The following is a 15,511-nucleotide window of genomic DNA, read 5'->3' as shown; positions in this document are numbered from 1 at the left end:
TATGGCTCGCCGCAGGCATCAGGAAGAACACGTTAATCACGAGCGCTGGCTCGTGTCCTACGCGGATTTCATTACGCTGCTGTTCGCGTTCTTTGTGGTGATGTACTCGATCTCGTCAATCAACGAAGGCAAGTACAAAGTCATTTCCGAAGCGCTGATCGGGGTTTTCACTGACTCCGATCGCTCGCTCAAGCCGATCCCGATCGGTGAGGAACGACCGAAAACCGTCACCCCGGCCAAGCCGCTGGTCAAGGACAGCGAGCAGGTCGATGCCGGTATCGCCGGGGCCAGCGATCCGCTGAAAAGCATTGCCGATGACATCAGTGCCGCGTTCGGCGACTTGATCGCTTCCAACCAGATGACCGTGCGCGGCAACGAGTTGTGGGTCGAGATCGAACTCAATTCCAGCCTGTTGTTCGGCAGTGGCGACGCGATGCCGAGTGACATCGCCTTCAACATCATCGACAAGGTCGCGGCGATCCTCAAACCGTTCGACAACCCGATTCACGTCGAAGGCTTCACCGACGATCAGCCGATCCGCACCGCGCAGTACCCGACCAACTGGGAACTGTCCTCGGCGCGTTCGGCGAGTATCGTGCGGATGCTGGCGATGCAGGGCGTCAACCCCGGACGTCTGGCGTCGGTGGGTTACGGTGAGTTTCAGCCGGTGGCCAACAACGCCACCGCCGAAGGTCGGGCGAAAAACCGTCGTGTGGTGCTGGTGGTGTCGCGCAATCTCGATGTGCGCCGCAGTCTGACCGGTACCGGGACCGCCAATGCGCAACCGGACGCAGCATTGAAGCGTGCTGGCACACAAACTGCACCGACCCCGGTCAAGACGCCGGGACGCGAGAGTGCCGTCAATTCTCCGTCGCCCGCATTAATACGCTGAGCTATGTCTCGGTCGAGGATCTCGGCCGGGAGGAACGAACCGAATGAGAGTCTGGGCAGTCGCCAATCAAAAGGGTGGTGTCGGTAAAACCACATCTTCCATCGCTTTAGCCGGATTGCTGGCGGAGGCGGGCAAGCGCGTGGTTGTGGTCGATCTCGACCCGCACGGCTCAATGACCAGCTATTTCGGCTACGACCCCGACAGCCTGGAACACAGCAACTACGACCTGTTTCTGCACAAGGGCAGCGTGCCGCAAGGCTTGCCCGGGCAGTTGCTGTTGTCGACCAGCGACGAACGCATTTCCCTGTTGCCGTCCAGTACCGCGCTGGCCACCCTTGAGCGCCAGTCGCCGGGGCAAAGCGGTCTGGGCCTGGTGATCGCCAAGAGTCTGGCGCAGCTGTGGCAGGACTTCGATTACGCGATCATCGACAGCCCGCCGTTGCTCGGCGTGTTGATGGTCAACGCCCTGGCCGCGAGCCAGCAACTGGTGATCCCGGTGCAGACCGAGCACCTGGCCGTCAAAGGTCTGGAGCGCATGGTCAACACCCTGGCGATGATCAACCGCTCGCGCAAACAGGCGTTGCCATTCAGCATCGTGCCGACCCTGTTCGACCGCCGAACGCAGGCGTCGCTGGGTACCTTGCGCGTGCTGCGTGACAAATTCCCGGAAGAGATCTGGCAGGGTTACATCCCGGTCGATACCCGTCTGCGCGACGCCAGCCGGGCCGGGGTCACCCCTTCGCAGTTCGACGGCAAGAGTCGTGGCGTGCTGGCTTACCGCGCGCTGCTCAAGCACCTGCTGGCGCAACAACTTGTTCCGCAGGTGGCCTGAGATGACTGTGTTCCGATCACGCATGCCTGACTTGTACAAAACCTGTGGGAGCGAGCCTGCTCGCGAAGCAGGCGACGCGGTTTCCCTGTCTGGCGCTGTTGACCGATGAACCGCCCGATCAAGTTGACGTCGAAGCCGCAGTTGGCGTTGCAGTCCTATCTGGATAGCTTGCTGCAGGAAATCCCTGATGAGTTGCCGGTCGAGGCGCCGGTCGAGGTGGTCGAAAGTACCGAAGCGCTGGATGAGTTCCAGGCTGCGGTGCTGGAAGAGCAGGCGCGTGATGCGCAGAAGGTTGTGAAGCCGGTTGCCGCGCCTGCCGTGGCGCCCGTTGCCAAAGCACCGGTGGCGTTGATCGAAGAAGCCGAGCCGCCGCGCGCGCCGGTTTCGACACTCGCACCGCTGCTACAAACCCAATTGCTGAAAACCGCGCCGGAACCGGTCGTGGCTGAACCGGCGCCGGTGGCACCCGTCGAGCAGACGCGGGTACCGCCGGTGGTCGAAGTGCACTTGCCACCGAGCAACACGCCACCCCCGGTGGACACCGATGGCCGACCGGCCTGGGCTGCCGAAGCGTTCGAGTGCCTGTTGTTCGATGTTGCCGGGCTGACGCTGGCGGTGCCGCTGGTGTGCCTCGGTTCGATCTATTCGCTGGCCGGCCACGAGTTGACGCCGCTGTTCGGGCAGCCGGAATGGTTCCTCGGGATTCTGCCGAGCCAGGCCGGCAATCTGAAAGTCTTGGACACCGCGCGTTGGGTCATGCCGGATCGCTATCGCGATGACTTCCGTCAGGGCCTGCAGTACGTGATTTCGGTACAAGGTTACGAATGGGGCCTGGCGGTGCATCAGGTCAGCCGTTCGTTGCGTCTGGATCCGAATGAAATCAAATGGAGAAGTCACCGGGGTCAGCGGCCATGGCTCGCCGGCACGGTGATAGAGCACATGTGTGCATTACTTGATGTAGCCGCGCTGGCCGAGTTGATCGCCAGCGGCGGGGCAAAGCACTTGGGCGGCCACAAGCCGCTACATAAATCGACATAGCAGCCGACATAACAGTCAGGCGAAGGCATTGTTCAATGCCTCCACACAGAACACACACCGCCCAGTGCGGTTTTTTCGAGGGGTCAGGGTATGAGTAGTCAGGCGACGAATGCAAAAGGTTCTGAAGATCCGATCCTGCAATGGGTGACCTTCAAGCTGGACAACGAAACCTACGGCATCAACGTGATGCGCGTTCAGGAAGTCCTGCGGTACACCGAAATCGCTCCGGTACCGGGTGCGCCAAGCTACGTGCTGGGCATCATCAACCTGCGCGGTAACGTGGTCACCGTGATCGACACCCGTCAGCGCTTCGGCCTGAACAGCGGCGAGATCAGCGACAACACCCGTATCGTCATCATCGAAGCCGACAAGCAAGTGGTCGGGATCATGGTCGACAGCGTGGCTGAAGTGGTTTACCTGCGTCAGTCGGAAATCGAGACCGCGCCGAACGTCGGCAACGAAGAGTCGGCCAAGTTCATCCAGGGCGTGTGCAACAAGAACAACGAGTTGCTGATCCTGGTCGAGCTGGACAAGATGATGAGCGAAGAAGAATGGTCGGAACTGGAGAGCATCTGATTGATTCTCGAAGTTGCGGTCATTGTCCTGTTTCTGTTCTGGGCAGGCACGCTGGCAATGTTTCTGGCGTACATCAAGGCGCAGCGGGTGATCGCGGCGCAACAGGCTCAGGGCGATGCGCTGCGTGATCAGCGCATCAAGGACCTGGCCAAGCGCGTCGACGACTACCAGAACGGCAACGTGCGCATGGGCGAAGCCCTGCACGAGCTGCGCTCGGTCGTCGGTCCGTTGCCGGACAAGATTGTGGCGCTGGAACAGCGCGACCCGTCGAGCCTGTCGTTCGCCCAGGCGGCGAAACTGGTGGGCATGGGCGCGAGCGTCGATGAGCTGACTCAGTCCTGCGGCTTGACCCAGGCTGAGGCGGAGTTGATGCGCAAGCTGCACAGAAGCTGATCATTGCGATCAGGCTGAAATAGCCATTCGCGAGCAGGCTCGCTCCCACATTCGATCACGGTTTAATGTGGGAGCGAGCCTGCTCGCGAAGGCGTCTTGGAAGTCTCAGTAATCATCCCCGCGTTCGGTAACGTCCTTCTCCATCATCGGCGCATCCGGATCCTGTCCCTCGGGGAATTTCCCCTTCAGATTCCACGCAAACGCGATGATCTCGGCAATCGTGCGGTACAGCTCCTCGGGGATGCTGTCGCCCAGCTCCATTCGCGCCAACAGCCGCACCAGCTCGGCGTTTTCATAGATCGGCACTTCACAGTCGCGGGCAATCCGCAGGATTTCTTCGGCCAGTTCTTCGTCGCCCTTGGCGGTGAGGGTCGGGGCGTGGTTGCCGTCGTATTTGAGGGCGATGGCCTGGCGTGGAACAGTGGAATCATTCATGCGGTTTCGTCGACCCAGCGGTGTTCGAGACGGGTTTGATTGCCTTGCGGCGGGGTGCCGAGGTGGCAGTCGAGATCACCGACGTTCAGCCCGCGATCAAGCAGACGCTGGCGCAGCGCGAACAGGTTGGTTTCGATCAGGTCGGCGGTGTACGGGCGCTCGGCCCAGAGCTGACTCGACAGGCTGCCGGCAATCAGCTGCGCCTGAATTTGCATCGGCCCCAACGGCTCCATGTCGAAGGCCAGATCGACGCGCCACAGTTGCTGTTTGGGCTCGCGCTCGTCGCGGCGTTCGTTGGGTTGCGGTTCTCTTTCCGGCGCTTCTTCGCGCTGGAACTTGACCTGCAACGGCACGATGTCCTGCAGGTTACGCATGGGGATTTCCAGCTGCCAGGTGCTGAGCAAGCGGCCGTCATCGGTGACTCCGGTCTGTTCCAGACTCGACAACTGATGGCTTTGCAGGCGCGACACGGCTGCGGCGGCGAGGCGCAGCAGATGTTCCAGATCGCCTTCGCCGTCCTGGCTTTGCAGCAGGCGGTCGGGCAGCGGGAAACTGCTCGGCACGGGTTTGGCGCTGACCTGGCCGAGGGTGCCGAGGGCGTTGCGCACGAAACTCGGCAGCGCTTGCGCCAGGGTGTTGGCGGCGATGATCGCGTTGAAACTGGCATTGCCCGGCACACCCGGGGACAGTTGCGCGATCAGTTTGAGCAGATCGGCTTTCATGTCCGGGGCCAGTGCCGGATTCTGTCCGCTGAGCAATTTGGCTTCGAGGAAGGCGCCACTGTTGGCCAGGGCCAGGGCCACGCCTTTGGCGCTGCTCATCTGCTGCACATCGGGCAGATTGGCAAGCAGACGCACGACGGCAGCGCGCAGATCCTGCGAGGTCTGATCATCGTCGCTCGGCAGGTTTTGCAAAGCATTAAGCAAACCGTCCAGCGAGCCTTGGCGACTCTGCTGGCTGAGCAGTTGCTGGCTCACCGCCAATTGCTCCTGACGGCTGCTCAATGGCACGAACTTGAGGGTTTGCGAGTCTTCGACCAGTGCCGAAAGCAGGGTGCCGATGCGCAGCGGCGTCGGGCTGTCGATGTCCAGTGTGGCGCCACTTTGAGCAGTGTTGAGCAGACTCACCAGCGAGCGGTACACCGTCGGCTGCCCCGGCACTTGCGGCAGTGTCTGCGAGGTCAGCACCTTGCCTTGCAGCAGTGTGCCGACCGGCAATTGCGCGGTGTCGATGCGGGTGAGGGCGGCGACGCTGCTGGCGATGGCCTGCTGCACGGTGATTGCCAGATTGCCCGCCGATGGCTGAGTAACCGCCAGGTTGGTGCCGGTCGGCAACGGCAGGTTGCTGCTGGCTTGTACGGTGGTCTGGCGGCCGCCGTCGACGGTCACCTTGAGCAGCAGTTGAAAAGTCTGATCCGCCTGTTTGAGTGACAACACCTCGGCCTGAGCGCTTTGCCCGGCACCGATCAAGCCTTCGACCGGGGTCAGCAGCTTGAGCAACTCACCGCTCATCACCAGCGGGCGCGTGTTCGCCGGGGTGGTGGGCGGAAGCGGGAGGATGTTCATTTCGCCTGTCATACGCGGACACAACCTGAGGAAATTGCGCTCTTGGGAGTAAGGCACGGCATGTATAATGCCGCGCGTCTTGCGCTTCGTTCAGAAAACATAGCAATTGTTTGATCCAGCTCTCTGCTTCGCACCGTCATTGCATTTATCCTGCATCTCTTTAACGGCCGCGCCAGAGCCGACTTGAACCGTATAAGGCCCGTGATCCCTTGACCAGTCCTGTCCTGCAAACCGTTGCCCTTGCCTGCGAGCGAGACCTGCGGCTGCTCTTCGAAAATCTCGAATTGCGACTGGCCAGTGGCGATATGGTGCAGATCAGCGGCCCCAACGGCAGCGGCAAGACCAGCCTGCTGCGCCTGTTGTCCGGGTTGATGCAGCCGACCAGCGGTCAGGTGCTGCTCAACGGTCAGCCTTTGACCGCACAACCGAGCGAACTGGCGCGCAACCTGTTGTGGATCGGTCACGCCGCCGGGATCAAGGATCTGCTGACCCCGGAAGAGAACCTGTCCTGGCTCTGCGCCCTGCATCGGCCCGCCGCGCGCGAGGCGATCTGGCAAGCATTGGCTGCCGTAGGATTGCGCGGTTTCGAAGATGTTCCCTGCCACACCCTGTCCGCCGGTCAGCAACGCCGCGTGGCACTGGCGCGGCTGTATCTGGACAGCCCGCCGCTGTGGATTCTTGACGAGCCGTTCACTGCGCTCGACAAACAGGGCGTGGCGCAACTTGAAGAGCACCTGGCCGGGCACTGCGAGCGCGGCGGTCTGGTGGTGCTGACCACGCACCACACGCTGAGCCGGATGCCGGCCGGTTATCGCGATATCGATCTGGGGAACTGGGCAGTATGAGTGTGTTCGGCCTGCTGGTTGCCCGTGAGTCCCGCCTGCTGTTTCGTCGCCCGGCGGAACTGGCCAATCCGCTGATTTTCTTCGCCATCGTCATCGCTTTGTTCCCGCTGGCCGTCGGCCCGGAAACTCAAGTCTTGCAAAACCTGTCCCCGGGGTTAGTCTGGGTGGCCGCGCTGTTGTCGGTCCTGCTTTCGCTGGACGGATTGTTTCGCAGTGATTTCGAAGATGGCTCCCTGGAACAGTGGGTCCTTTCGCCGCACCCGCTGCCCCTACTGGTGCTGGCCAAGGTGCTGGCACACTGGCTGTTCTCGGGACTTGCACTGGTTCTGCTCTCGCCGTTGCTGGCGTTGATGCTCGGTCTGCCGGTCGCCTGCCTGCCGGTGTTGCTGTTGTCGTTACTGCTGGGTACCCCGGTGCTGAGCTTGCTTGGCGCGGTGGGTGCGGCGCTGACGGTTGGTCTGAAACGCGGCGGCCTGTTGCTGGCGTTGCTGATTCTGCCGTTGTACATCCCGGTGTTGATCCTTGGCAGTGGCGCCTTGCAGGCCGCCTTGCAAGGCATGCCGGCGACCGGGTATCTGCTGTGGCTGGGTAGCCTGACCGCCCTGGCGATCACCCTGACACCTTTTGCAATAGCGGCTGGCCTGAAGATCAGCGTCGGCGAATAATGAGGTCTGGTTAAAATTTAACCAGCAAAGACCCTGAGACTGCTCACACCGATGAGCGGCACCCGTGATGGAAACAGTATGAACTGGACCTGGTTTCACAAGCTCGGCTCGCCCAAGTGGTTCTACGGCATCAGCAGCAAGTTCCTGCCGTGGTTGAGCATCGCAGCGTTGCTGCTGATCAGCGTTGGCGTCGTCTGGGGCCTGGCCTTCGCGCCGCCGGACTATCAGCAGGGCAACAGCTTTCGCATCATCTATATTCACGTGCCGGCGGCGATGCTCGCGCAGTCGATCTACGTGATGCTGGCGGTGTGCGGCGTGGTCGGGCTGGTGTGGAAAATGAAACTGGCCGACGTCGCCCTGCAATGCGCGGCGCCGATCGGCGCGTGGATGACCGCCGTGGCGCTGGTCACCGGGGCGATCTGGGGCAAGCCGACCTGGGGCTCGTGGTGGGTCTGGGATGCGCGGCTGACGTCGATGCTGATTCTGCTGTTCCTGTATTTCGGGGTGATCGCGCTGGGCAACGCCATCAGCAACCGCGACAGCGCCGCCAAGGCCTGCGCCGTGCTGGCGATCGTCGGGGTGATCAACATTCCGATCATCAAGTACTCGGTGGAGTGGTGGAACACCCTGCATCAGGGCGCGACCTTCACCCTCACGGAAAAACCGGCGATGCCCGCTGAAATGTGGCTGCCGCTGTTGCTGACGGTGCTGGGGTTCTACTGCTTCTTCGGTGCCGTGCTGTTGCTGCGCATGCGCCTTGAAGTACTCAAGCGCGAAGCGCGCGCCAGCTGGGTCAAAGAAGAAGTGCAGAACAGCCTGGAGGCCGCGCGATGAGTTTCGCTTCATTCGGCGACTTTCTCGCCATGGGCCACCACGGCCTGTACGTCTGGTCGGCCTACGGCATCTGTCTGGCGGTGCTGATCCTCAACGTGGTCGCACCGATTGCGGCCCGCAAGCGCTATCTGCAACAAGAGGCGCGTCGTCTGCGCCGGGAGAACGGCAAGTGAATCCGCTGCGCAAAAAACGTCTGACCCTCATTCTGGCGATCCTGGTCGGGGTCGGCGCTGCTGTCGGCCTGGCCCTCAGCGCCCTGCAGGAAAACATCAACCTGTTTTACACGCCGACCCAGATCGCCAACGGCGAAGCGCCGCACGACACGCGCATCCGCGCCGGCGGCATGGTCGAGAAGGGCTCGCTGCAGCGTTCGCCGGACTCGCTGGACGTCAAATTCGTCGTCACCGACTTCAACAAAGCCGTGACCATCACCTACCGCGGGATCCTCCCGGATCTGTTCCGCGAAGGGCAGGGCATCGTCGCCCTGGGCAAGCTCAACGCCGATGGCGTGGTAGTCGCCGATGAAGTGCTGGCCAAGCACGACGAGAAGTACATGCCGCCGGAAGTGACCAAAGCGCTGAAAGACAGCGGTCAATCTGCACCGACCCCAGCGAAGGAGGGTTGATTGATGACGTCTGCACTGTTTATTCCCGAGCTCGGCCATCTGGCGATGATTCTGGCGCTGTGTTTCGCATTGGTGCAGGCCGTGGTGCCGCTGCTCGGTGCGTGGCGCGGCGACCGTCTGTGGATGGGCCTGGCCCAGCCGGCGGCGTGGGGCCAGTTTGCGTTCCTGCTGTTTGCCTTCGGTTGCCTGACCTACGCGTTCATGACCGACGATTTTTCGGTCGGTTACGTGGCGATGAACTCCAACAGCGCCTTGCCGTGGTACTACAAGTTCAGCGCGGTATGGGGCGCCCACGAAGGGTCGCTGCTGCTGTGGGCGTTGATCCTCGGTGGCTGGACCTTCGCCGTATCGGTGTTCTCCCGGCAGTTGCCGCAAGTCATGCTCGCCCGGGTGCTGGCGGTGATGGGCATGATCAGCACCGGCTTCCTGCTGTTTCTGATCCTCACCTCCAACCCGTTTTCGCGGATCCTGCCGCAGATTCCGGCGGATGGTCGTGACCTCAATCCGCTGCTGCAGGACATCGGCCTGATCGTGCATCCGCCGATGCTCTATATGGGTTATGTGGGGTTCTCGGTAGCCTTCGCCTTCGCCATCGCCGCACTGCTCGGTGGTCGTCTTGATGCTGCTTGGGCGCGCTGGTCGCGGCCGTGGACGATTGTCGCCTGGGCGTTTCTCGGCATCGGCATCACCCTCGGTTCGTGGTGGGCTTACTACGAACTCGGCTGGGGCGGCTGGTGGTTCTGGGACCCGGTGGAAAACGCCTCGTTCATGCCATGGCTGGTCGGCACCGCGCTGATCCACTCGCTGGCCGTCACGGAAAAACGTGGGGTGTTCAAGAGCTGGACGGTGTTGCTGGCGATTGCCGCGTTCTCGCTGAGCCTGCTTGGCACGTTCCTCGTGCGTTCCGGCGTGCTGACTTCGGTGCACGCGTTTGCCTCCGATCCTGAACGCGGCGTGTTCATCCTGATCTTCCTGCTGTTCGTGGTCGGCGGTTCGCTGACGCTGTTTGCGTTGCGTGCGCCGGTGGTCAAGAGCCAGGTCGGCTTCAACCTGTGGTCACGGGAAACCCTGCTGCTGGGCAACAACCTGGTGCTGGTGGTGGCGGCGTCGATGATCCTGCTCGGCACCCTGTATCCGCTGATTCTCGATGCGATCAGCGGCGCCAAGCTCTCGGTCGGCCCGCCGTATTTCAACGCGCTGTTCATCCCGCTGATGGCGTTGCTGATGCTGGTGATGGCGGTCGGCGTGATCGTGCGCTGGAAAGACACCCCGGTGAAGTGGCTGGCGAACATGCTGACCCCGGTGCTGCTCGGCAGCGTCGCATTGGCCGTGGTGGCTGGTGTCGCTTACGGCGATTTCAACTGGGCGGTGATCGCGACGTTCCTGCTCGCCGCGTGGGTGTTGCTCGCCGGTGTGCGCGACATCTTCGACAAGACTCGCCACAAGGGCCTGATCAAAGGTCTGCCAACTCTGACCCGCAGCTACTGGGGCATGCAGATCGCGCATTTGGGCATCGCCGTGTGCGCCCTCGGTGTAGTGCTGTCGAGCCAGAACAGTGCCGAACGCGACCTGCGTCTGGCGCCGGGCGAGTCGATGGACCTGGCCGGTTATCACTTCATCTTCGAAGGCGCCAAGCACTTTGAAGGGCCGAACTTCACCTCCGACAAGGGCACCATCCGGGTGATCCGCGATGGCAAGGAAGTCAGCGTGTTGCACCCGGAAAAACGCCTGTACACCGTGCAGAGTTCGATGATGACCGAGGCCGGGATCGACGCCGGTTTCACTCGCGATCTCTATGTCGCCTTGGGCGAGCCGCTGGAAAACGGCGCGTGGGCGGTGCGGGTTCACGTCAAACCGTTCGTGCGCTGGATCTGGTTTGGTGGTCTGCTGACCGGTCTGGGCGGATTGCTGGCGGCGCTGGATCGGCGTTATCGAGTCAAGGTCAAAGCCCGGGTGCGTGAAGCCCTCGGCCTGCAAGGAGCGGCTGCATGAGACGTTGGTTGATGCTGGTACCCCTGGCGATTTTCCTGCTGGTGGCGGTGTTTCTTTATCGCGGTCTGTACCTCGATCCGGCGGAACTGCCGTCGGCGATGATCAACAAGCCCTTCCCGGAATTCAGCCTGCCGAATGTGCAGGGCGACAAGACCCTGACCAAGGCCGACATCCTCGGCAAACCGGCACTGGTCAACGTCTGGGGCACCTGGTGCATTTCCTGCCGGGTCGAGCACCCGGTGCTGAACAAGCTGGCCGAGCGTGGCGTGGTGATCTACGGCATCAACTACAAGGACACCAACGCCGATGCGTTGAAGTGGCTGGCCGAATTCCACAACCCGTACCTGCTGGACATCCGTGACGACGAAGGTTCGCTGGGTCTGAACCTCGGCGTGTACGGCGCGCCGGAAACCTTCTTCATCGACGCCAAGGGCATCATCCGCGACAAGTACGTCGGGGTGATCGACGAACAGGTCTGGCGCGAAAAACTCGCAGCCAAATACCAGGCGCTGGTCGATGAGGCCAAGCCATGAAGCGTTTTATGGCTGCCGTGGTCTTGGGTTTGAGTCTGGCCGGTGTGGCCCACGCCGCGATTGACACCTACGAGTTCGCCAAGGAAGGCGATCGCGAGCGTTTCCGCGAGTTGACCAAGGAACTGCGCTGCCCCAAGTGCCAGAACCAGGACATCGCCGACTCCAACGCACCGATTGCCGCAGATCTGCGCAAAGAGATTTTCCGCATGCTCGGCGAGGGCAAGGACAATCAGCAGATCATCGATTTCATGGTTGATCGCTACGGTGATTTCGTCCGCTACAAACCGGCGCTCAACGCCAAGACTGCACTGCTGTGGTTCGGCCCGGCCGGGTTGCTGCTTGGCGGTCTGGTGGTGATTGTGCTGATCGTGCGCCGTCGTCGCGGTCAGCGCGCCGAAACCCCGTCATCGCTGTCCACCGAAGAACGTCAGCGCCTCGACCAACTGTTGGATAAAAACCAAGAATGATTGATTTCTGGCTTGCCGCAGGGCTGTTGCTTCTGGTCGCCCTGAGTTTTCTGCTGATTCCGGTTTTGCGTGGCCGTCGCGCCCAGCGTGAAGAGGATCGAACTGCCCTGAACGTCGCGCTGTATCAGGAACGCGTCGCCGAGCTGCAAGCGCAGCAGGCCGAAGGCGTGCTCGATGCGGCGCAAATGGACAGCGGTCGTGCGGAAGCGGCGCGTGAACTGCTCGCCGATACCGAGGGCGTTGCCGCACCGCGTGTGTCGAAACTGGGCAAGCCGTTGCCGTTGTTGGCCGCGGTGCTGGTGCCGGTGTTGGGCCTGGGTCTGTACCTGCATTTCGGTGCTGCGGACAAGGTCGAGCTGACCCGCGAGTTCGCCCAGGCGCCGCAGTCGATGGAAGAGATGACCCGGCGTCTGGAACGAGCCGTCGCCGCGCAACCGGATTCGGCGGAAGGTCTGTACTTCCTCGGTCGCACCTACATGGCCCAGGATCGCCCGGCGGACGCGGCGAAGATGTTCGAACGCGCCGCCAACCTTGCCGGTCGCCAGCCGGAGCTGCTCGGTCAGTGGGCACAGGCGCAGTATTTTGCCGATGGCAAGAAGTGGTCGGACAAAATCCAGGCCCTGACCGACGAAGCGCTGAAAGCCGACCCGAAAGAAGTCACCAGCCTTGGCCTGCTCGGTATCGCCGCGTTCGAAGGCGAGCGTTATCAGCAGGCCATCGACTATTGGAATCGCTTGCTGGCGCAATTGCCAGAGAACGACAAGTCCCGCGAAGCCCTGCAGGGCGGCATCAACCGCGCCACCGAACGGCTTGAAGCCAGCGGCGGCAAGGTCGCCGCCGCACCGGCCGCCAAGGTTGCCGCACTGCTCAAGGTGCGCGTCGATCTGGCCAGCGAACTCAAAGGCAAGGTGCAACCGGGCGACAGCGTGTTCATCTTCGCCCGCGCCGTTTCCGGCCCACCGGCACCGCTGGCGGCCAAGCGCCTGACCGTGGCGGACCTGCCGGTGACCGTCGAACTGGGCGATGCCGACGCGATGATGCCGCAGTTGAAACTGTCGAACTTTCCTGAAGTCCAACTGGTTGCGCGCATCTCCCGCGCCGGTCAACCGACCGCCGGGGAGTGGGTGGGTCGCAGCGGCCCGCTGGCCAGCAGCACCACCGCGCCGCAAACACTGACCATCGACAGCCCGGACCAATAACCCCGGAACCCACAGGAAAGCACCGCCATGCACAGCCTCGCCCGCATCACCGTCATTACATTGGCCTTGAGCATGAGCGCATGTGCGGTGCACCGACCGGAACCGACCACCAACCTGCCACCCATCCCGCCGTCACAACCGAGCCCGACCCCGTCGACCTCGCCGACACCCGGAAAAAGCATCCCGGCCAAACCGTCCAAACCGGTGCCACGCACCTCGGCCAGCTTCGCCCCGCCACCGGGCGGCAACAGCCACTGGGACCAGAAGCTCGGCGTCTACGTCCTCGATGACCAGCCCAACACCTTCTACCGCCAGCGCACCTACTTCCGCTGGAACAACGGCTGGACCCGCTCAATCAGCCCCAACGGCCCGTGGGAAGACACCGATATCCACGGCGTACCGCCGGGATTGGGCAAACAGTTCGGGCAGTAATGAAAAACGGCGATCTCTGGATCGCCGTTTTTTTGTCTGGTGTTCACAAAATGATTATTCAGAGAATCGCACGATAGGCGCTTAGCGCCCGAACTGACTCAACCAATCCCTGTCGCTGCAAAAGATCCAGAAACGGCTCAACGGCTATCGGCGGCAATTTAAGTTGTTGGCGCTGCCGTTGCGCTGCAGCGATAACAACTGCCTGATCAAGGTGAAACAGGTTTTCGACAAACTCATCAGGGTGTTGGGCCTCGAGGCCATAGGGGGCGAGGCAGGTATCGGGAAAATCTTTCAGGTTGAACGTCACGATCACCCCTGCACCACAGCGTATGGCTGCGGCCAGAACATGGCGGTCGTTGGTATCGGGTAAGGAAAGTCCGGTGATCAGGTCTTCAAAATCGTAGACACAGGCATCCGGGATCGCACGATCCATAAGCTCGGACGTGCGATCCAGTTGCTCTATCGTCAGATCGGTTCGGTTTTTCAATAAATTGCGTTTCCATTCGCGGTGAATCTGCTGAGTCCATCGGGCCCGAAATCGCCCCGATAGCGCGAGCCACATCAGGAAGTCTCTCAATGGGGCGGGGTACAAAACACATGCATCGTATACAGCGGTGAAAGGTGAATGCCTCACTCGTATCCTGTCCTTAACGCCTGTGCCTGCTCCGCGAGAAGCGCCATTGCCTGCTCGCTGGCGGTGTCGCGCCGGGTTTTATAGTCCATCAAATCGGCGAAACGCACACGTCGGTGCTTGCCGGTTTTGTGGTAGGACAACTCGCCACTTTCCAGCAGTTTTATCAGGTGCGGGCGTGAGACATTGAGCAGGTCGGCGGCTTCCTGAGTGGTCAGTTCGGCGTGCACCGGTACGACTTTGACCGCGTTACCCTCGGCCAGCGCCGCCAGAATATCCATCAGCAGTTGTAATGCCGAGGTCGGCAGCTCGACCTGATGCGCCTGGTTCTGTTGGTCGAAAATCTGGATGTGCTGGGTTTCGAATTGGGTCGCCAGGTAGGCGGCGAGCGCGCGTTTGCCTTCAATTGCGGCTTTGACTTCGCGCTCCACCGGGAGGTTGAGAGAGGGGTGAAGGACGATCGACATAATGAATTCCAGCATTTTGAAGAGAAGATGCTGGAACGTTATTCGAATTAAACGAAAATCGCAATAAACGAAACAGAAGCCGGTTCAGTTCAGGTGTGTCAGCAAATTTTCCATGTACTCCACAAACGCCCGCGCCTTCGCACTGACCATCCGCCCCGTGGGGAACACCGCCCACAAATCCTGATCCGGCAAACGCCAATCATCCATCACCGCCCTGACCGCGCCGCTTGCCAGCTCCGGGGCGAACATCCATTGCGAGGCGATGGTCAGGCCCTGATCGGCCAGCACGGCTGCGCGCAAACCTTCGGCGGCGCTGACGCGCAGGCGGCCGGTCAAGGTTTGCGTCTGCTGTTCGCGGCCTTTGGTGAAGGTCCAGGTGGCGCCGCCGCTGAGGTTGTAGACAATGCCTTGATGCTGATCCAGATCGGTCGGGCAGCACGGCTCACCGTGGCGGGCGAAGTAGGCCGGGCTGCCGAGCACCACGCGGCGGCAGTCGGCGATTTTGCGCGCGGTGAGACTGGAGTCACTGAGTGGGCCCATGCGCAGGGCGACGTCGATGCCTTCTTCGACCAGATTGATGTTGCGGTCATCGAGCATCAGGTCGATGTTCAGGTGCGGATGCTGAGCGAGAAACGCCCCCAGTTGCGGCACGACGTGCAGGCGACCGAACGTCACCGCCGCGCTGATCCGCAGGTTGCCGCGCAAACCGCCGGCACTGCCACGGGCAGCGTTATCGGCCTCATTGGCTTCGTCGATGGCGCGTCTGGCTCGCTCGAAAAACGCCAGGCCGGCCTCGGTCGGCGTCAGGCCACGGGTCGAGCGCAGCAACAGGCTGACCGCCAGGCGTTTCTCCAGTTGAGCGATGGTTTTCGACACGGCGGGTTGGCCGATATTCAGCCGTCGGGCGGCGGCGGAAAACGAGCCGGTTTCGACGACGCAGACGAAGGTTTCCATGGCGGCGAGGCGGTCCATCTCAGATCCTTGTGCAATCTTCAAGCATTCAGAGGAGCCCTGTGGGAGCGAGCTTGCTCGCGAAGGCGTCGGATCAGCCAGCACATTTGTTGAATATCAGACTGCTTTCGCGAGCAGG

At 61.8% G+C, this 15,511-nt stretch carries 20 protein-coding genes; 15 read left to right on the top strand and 5 right to left on the bottom strand.

The window, feature by feature from the left end:
- Window position 1 precedes the first annotated feature (1 nt).
- The 5 genes from motD (at window position 2) to ACM6HV_RS01575 (ending at window position 3,731) form a co-directional block, all read left to right on the top strand.
- Complete coding sequence (motD, locus tag ACM6HV_RS01595; protein ID WP_003222931.1) at window positions 2-892, top strand: flagellar motor protein MotD; 891 nt, start codon at window positions 2-4, stop codon at window positions 890-892.
- A gap of 43 nt (window positions 893-935) precedes the next feature.
- On the top strand, window positions 936-1,724 hold the full coding sequence (locus ACM6HV_RS01590) for a ParA family protein (protein ID WP_003222933.1): 789 nt from the start codon (window positions 936-938) through the stop codon (window positions 1,722-1,724).
- 105 nt (window positions 1,725-1,829) lie between these two features.
- Window positions 1,830-2,762 carry a CheW domain-containing protein gene (locus tag ACM6HV_RS01585; RefSeq protein WP_414903148.1) on the top strand — a complete coding sequence of 311 codons (933 nt, stop codon included), beginning with the start codon at window positions 1,830-1,832 and terminating at the stop codon, window positions 2,760-2,762.
- A gap of 90 nt (window positions 2,763-2,852) precedes the next feature.
- Window positions 2,853-3,338: a chemotaxis protein CheW gene (locus tag ACM6HV_RS01580; RefSeq protein ID WP_003222936.1), complete on the top strand. Its 486-nt coding sequence runs from the start codon at window positions 2,853-2,855 to the stop codon at window positions 3,336-3,338.
- The gene (locus ACM6HV_RS01575; protein WP_007961680.1) at window positions 3,339-3,731 is read left to right on the top strand and encodes a DUF2802 domain-containing protein; all 393 of its coding nucleotides are present in this window, start codon (window positions 3,339-3,341) and stop codon (window positions 3,729-3,731) included.
- Between the two features lie 105 nt (window positions 3,732-3,836).
- Here ACM6HV_RS01575 and ACM6HV_RS01570 read toward each other — a convergent pair whose 3' ends face one another.
- Window positions 3,837-4,166: an EscU/YscU/HrcU family type III secretion system export apparatus switch protein gene (locus tag ACM6HV_RS01570; protein ID WP_145593023.1), complete on the bottom strand. Its 330-nt coding sequence runs from the start codon at window positions 4,164-4,166 to the stop codon at window positions 3,837-3,839.
- Window positions 4,163-5,743: a flagellar hook-length control protein FliK gene (locus tag ACM6HV_RS01565; protein WP_414903145.1), complete on the bottom strand. Its 1,581-nt coding sequence runs from the start codon at window positions 5,741-5,743 to the stop codon at window positions 4,163-4,165. Before ACM6HV_RS01565 ends, ACM6HV_RS01570 begins: the two co-directional genes overlap by 4 nt.
- Window positions 5,744-5,940: 197 nt before the next feature.
- On the opposite strand from ACM6HV_RS01565, the gene ccmA reads away from it, so the two are divergent.
- The 10 genes from ccmA to ACM6HV_RS01515 all read left to right on the top strand — a co-directional run bounded on the left by ccmA (window position 5,941) and on the right by ACM6HV_RS01515 (window position 13,323).
- The gene (gene ccmA / locus ACM6HV_RS01560) at window positions 5,941-6,576 is read left to right on the top strand and encodes a cytochrome c biogenesis heme-transporting ATPase CcmA (protein ID WP_047292581.1); all 636 of its coding nucleotides are present in this window, start codon (window positions 5,941-5,943) and stop codon (window positions 6,574-6,576) included.
- A complete protein-coding gene (ccmB, locus tag ACM6HV_RS01555) occupies window positions 6,573-7,241 on the top strand; it encodes a heme exporter protein CcmB (protein WP_003222942.1) in 669 nt (222 codons plus the stop codon). Before ccmA ends, ccmB begins: the two co-directional genes overlap by 4 nt.
- Window positions 7,242-7,319: 78 nt before the next feature.
- Window positions 7,320-8,075: a heme ABC transporter permease gene (locus ACM6HV_RS01550; protein WP_414903142.1), complete on the top strand. Its 756-nt coding sequence runs from the start codon at window positions 7,320-7,322 to the stop codon at window positions 8,073-8,075.
- Complete coding sequence (ccmD, locus tag ACM6HV_RS01545) at window positions 8,072-8,248, top strand: heme exporter protein CcmD (RefSeq protein WP_003222944.1); 177 nt, start codon at window positions 8,072-8,074, stop codon at window positions 8,246-8,248. Before ACM6HV_RS01550 ends, ccmD begins: the two co-directional genes overlap by 4 nt.
- A complete protein-coding gene (gene ccmE / locus ACM6HV_RS01540) occupies window positions 8,245-8,700 on the top strand; it encodes a cytochrome c maturation protein CcmE (protein WP_041072935.1) in 456 nt (151 codons plus the stop codon). Before ccmD ends, ccmE begins: the two co-directional genes overlap by 4 nt.
- Before the next feature lie 3 nt (window positions 8,701-8,703).
- Window positions 8,704-10,692 carry a heme lyase CcmF/NrfE family subunit gene (locus ACM6HV_RS01535; RefSeq protein ID WP_414903139.1) on the top strand — a complete coding sequence of 663 codons (1,989 nt, stop codon included), beginning with the start codon at window positions 8,704-8,706 and terminating at the stop codon, window positions 10,690-10,692.
- The gene (locus tag ACM6HV_RS01530) at window positions 10,689-11,225 is read left to right on the top strand and encodes a DsbE family thiol:disulfide interchange protein (RefSeq protein ID WP_041072930.1); all 537 of its coding nucleotides are present in this window, start codon (window positions 10,689-10,691) and stop codon (window positions 11,223-11,225) included. The genes ACM6HV_RS01535 and ACM6HV_RS01530 overlap by 4 nt, the downstream gene beginning before the upstream one ends.
- A complete protein-coding gene (locus ACM6HV_RS01525; RefSeq protein WP_041072928.1) occupies window positions 11,222-11,692 on the top strand; it encodes a cytochrome c-type biogenesis protein in 471 nt (156 codons plus the stop codon). Before ACM6HV_RS01530 ends, ACM6HV_RS01525 begins: the two co-directional genes overlap by 4 nt.
- Window positions 11,689-12,891, top strand: coding sequence for a c-type cytochrome biogenesis protein CcmI (ccmI, locus tag ACM6HV_RS01520; RefSeq protein WP_041072926.1), 1,203 nt, complete (start codon window positions 11,689-11,691; stop codon window positions 12,889-12,891). The genes ACM6HV_RS01525 and ccmI overlap by 4 nt, the downstream gene beginning before the upstream one ends.
- 27 nt (window positions 12,892-12,918) lie before the next feature.
- On the top strand, window positions 12,919-13,323 hold the full coding sequence (locus ACM6HV_RS01515; RefSeq protein ID WP_041072925.1) for a hypothetical protein: 405 nt from the start codon (window positions 12,919-12,921) through the stop codon (window positions 13,321-13,323).
- A gap of 58 nt (window positions 13,324-13,381) precedes the next feature.
- On the opposite strand, the gene ACM6HV_RS01510 is transcribed toward ACM6HV_RS01515, so the two are convergent.
- From ACM6HV_RS01510 to ACM6HV_RS01500, 3 genes are all read right to left on the bottom strand, one after another.
- Window positions 13,382-13,957 carry a PIN domain-containing protein gene (locus tag ACM6HV_RS01510; RefSeq protein ID WP_414903136.1) on the bottom strand — a complete coding sequence of 192 codons (576 nt, stop codon included), beginning with the start codon at window positions 13,955-13,957 and terminating at the stop codon, window positions 13,382-13,384.
- On the bottom strand, window positions 13,954-14,421 hold the full coding sequence (locus tag ACM6HV_RS01505) for a helix-turn-helix domain-containing protein (protein ID WP_414903134.1): 468 nt from the start codon (window positions 14,419-14,421) through the stop codon (window positions 13,954-13,956). The genes ACM6HV_RS01510 and ACM6HV_RS01505 overlap by 4 nt, the downstream gene beginning before the upstream one ends.
- A gap of 84 nt (window positions 14,422-14,505) precedes the next feature.
- Entirely contained in the window at window positions 14,506-15,393 is an 888-nt protein-coding gene (locus tag ACM6HV_RS01500) for a LysR family transcriptional regulator (RefSeq protein WP_414903132.1), read from the bottom strand.
- Between the last annotated feature and the right edge of the window lie 118 nt (window positions 15,394-15,511).

This window comes from Pseudomonas sp. IT-P260 (assembly GCF_949768395.1).
In the GTDB taxonomy this organism is placed as follows: domain Bacteria; phylum Pseudomonadota; class Gammaproteobacteria; order Pseudomonadales; family Pseudomonadaceae; genus Aquipseudomonas; species Aquipseudomonas parakoreensis.
This window is presented reverse-complemented; position numbering and strand designations above follow the sequence as displayed.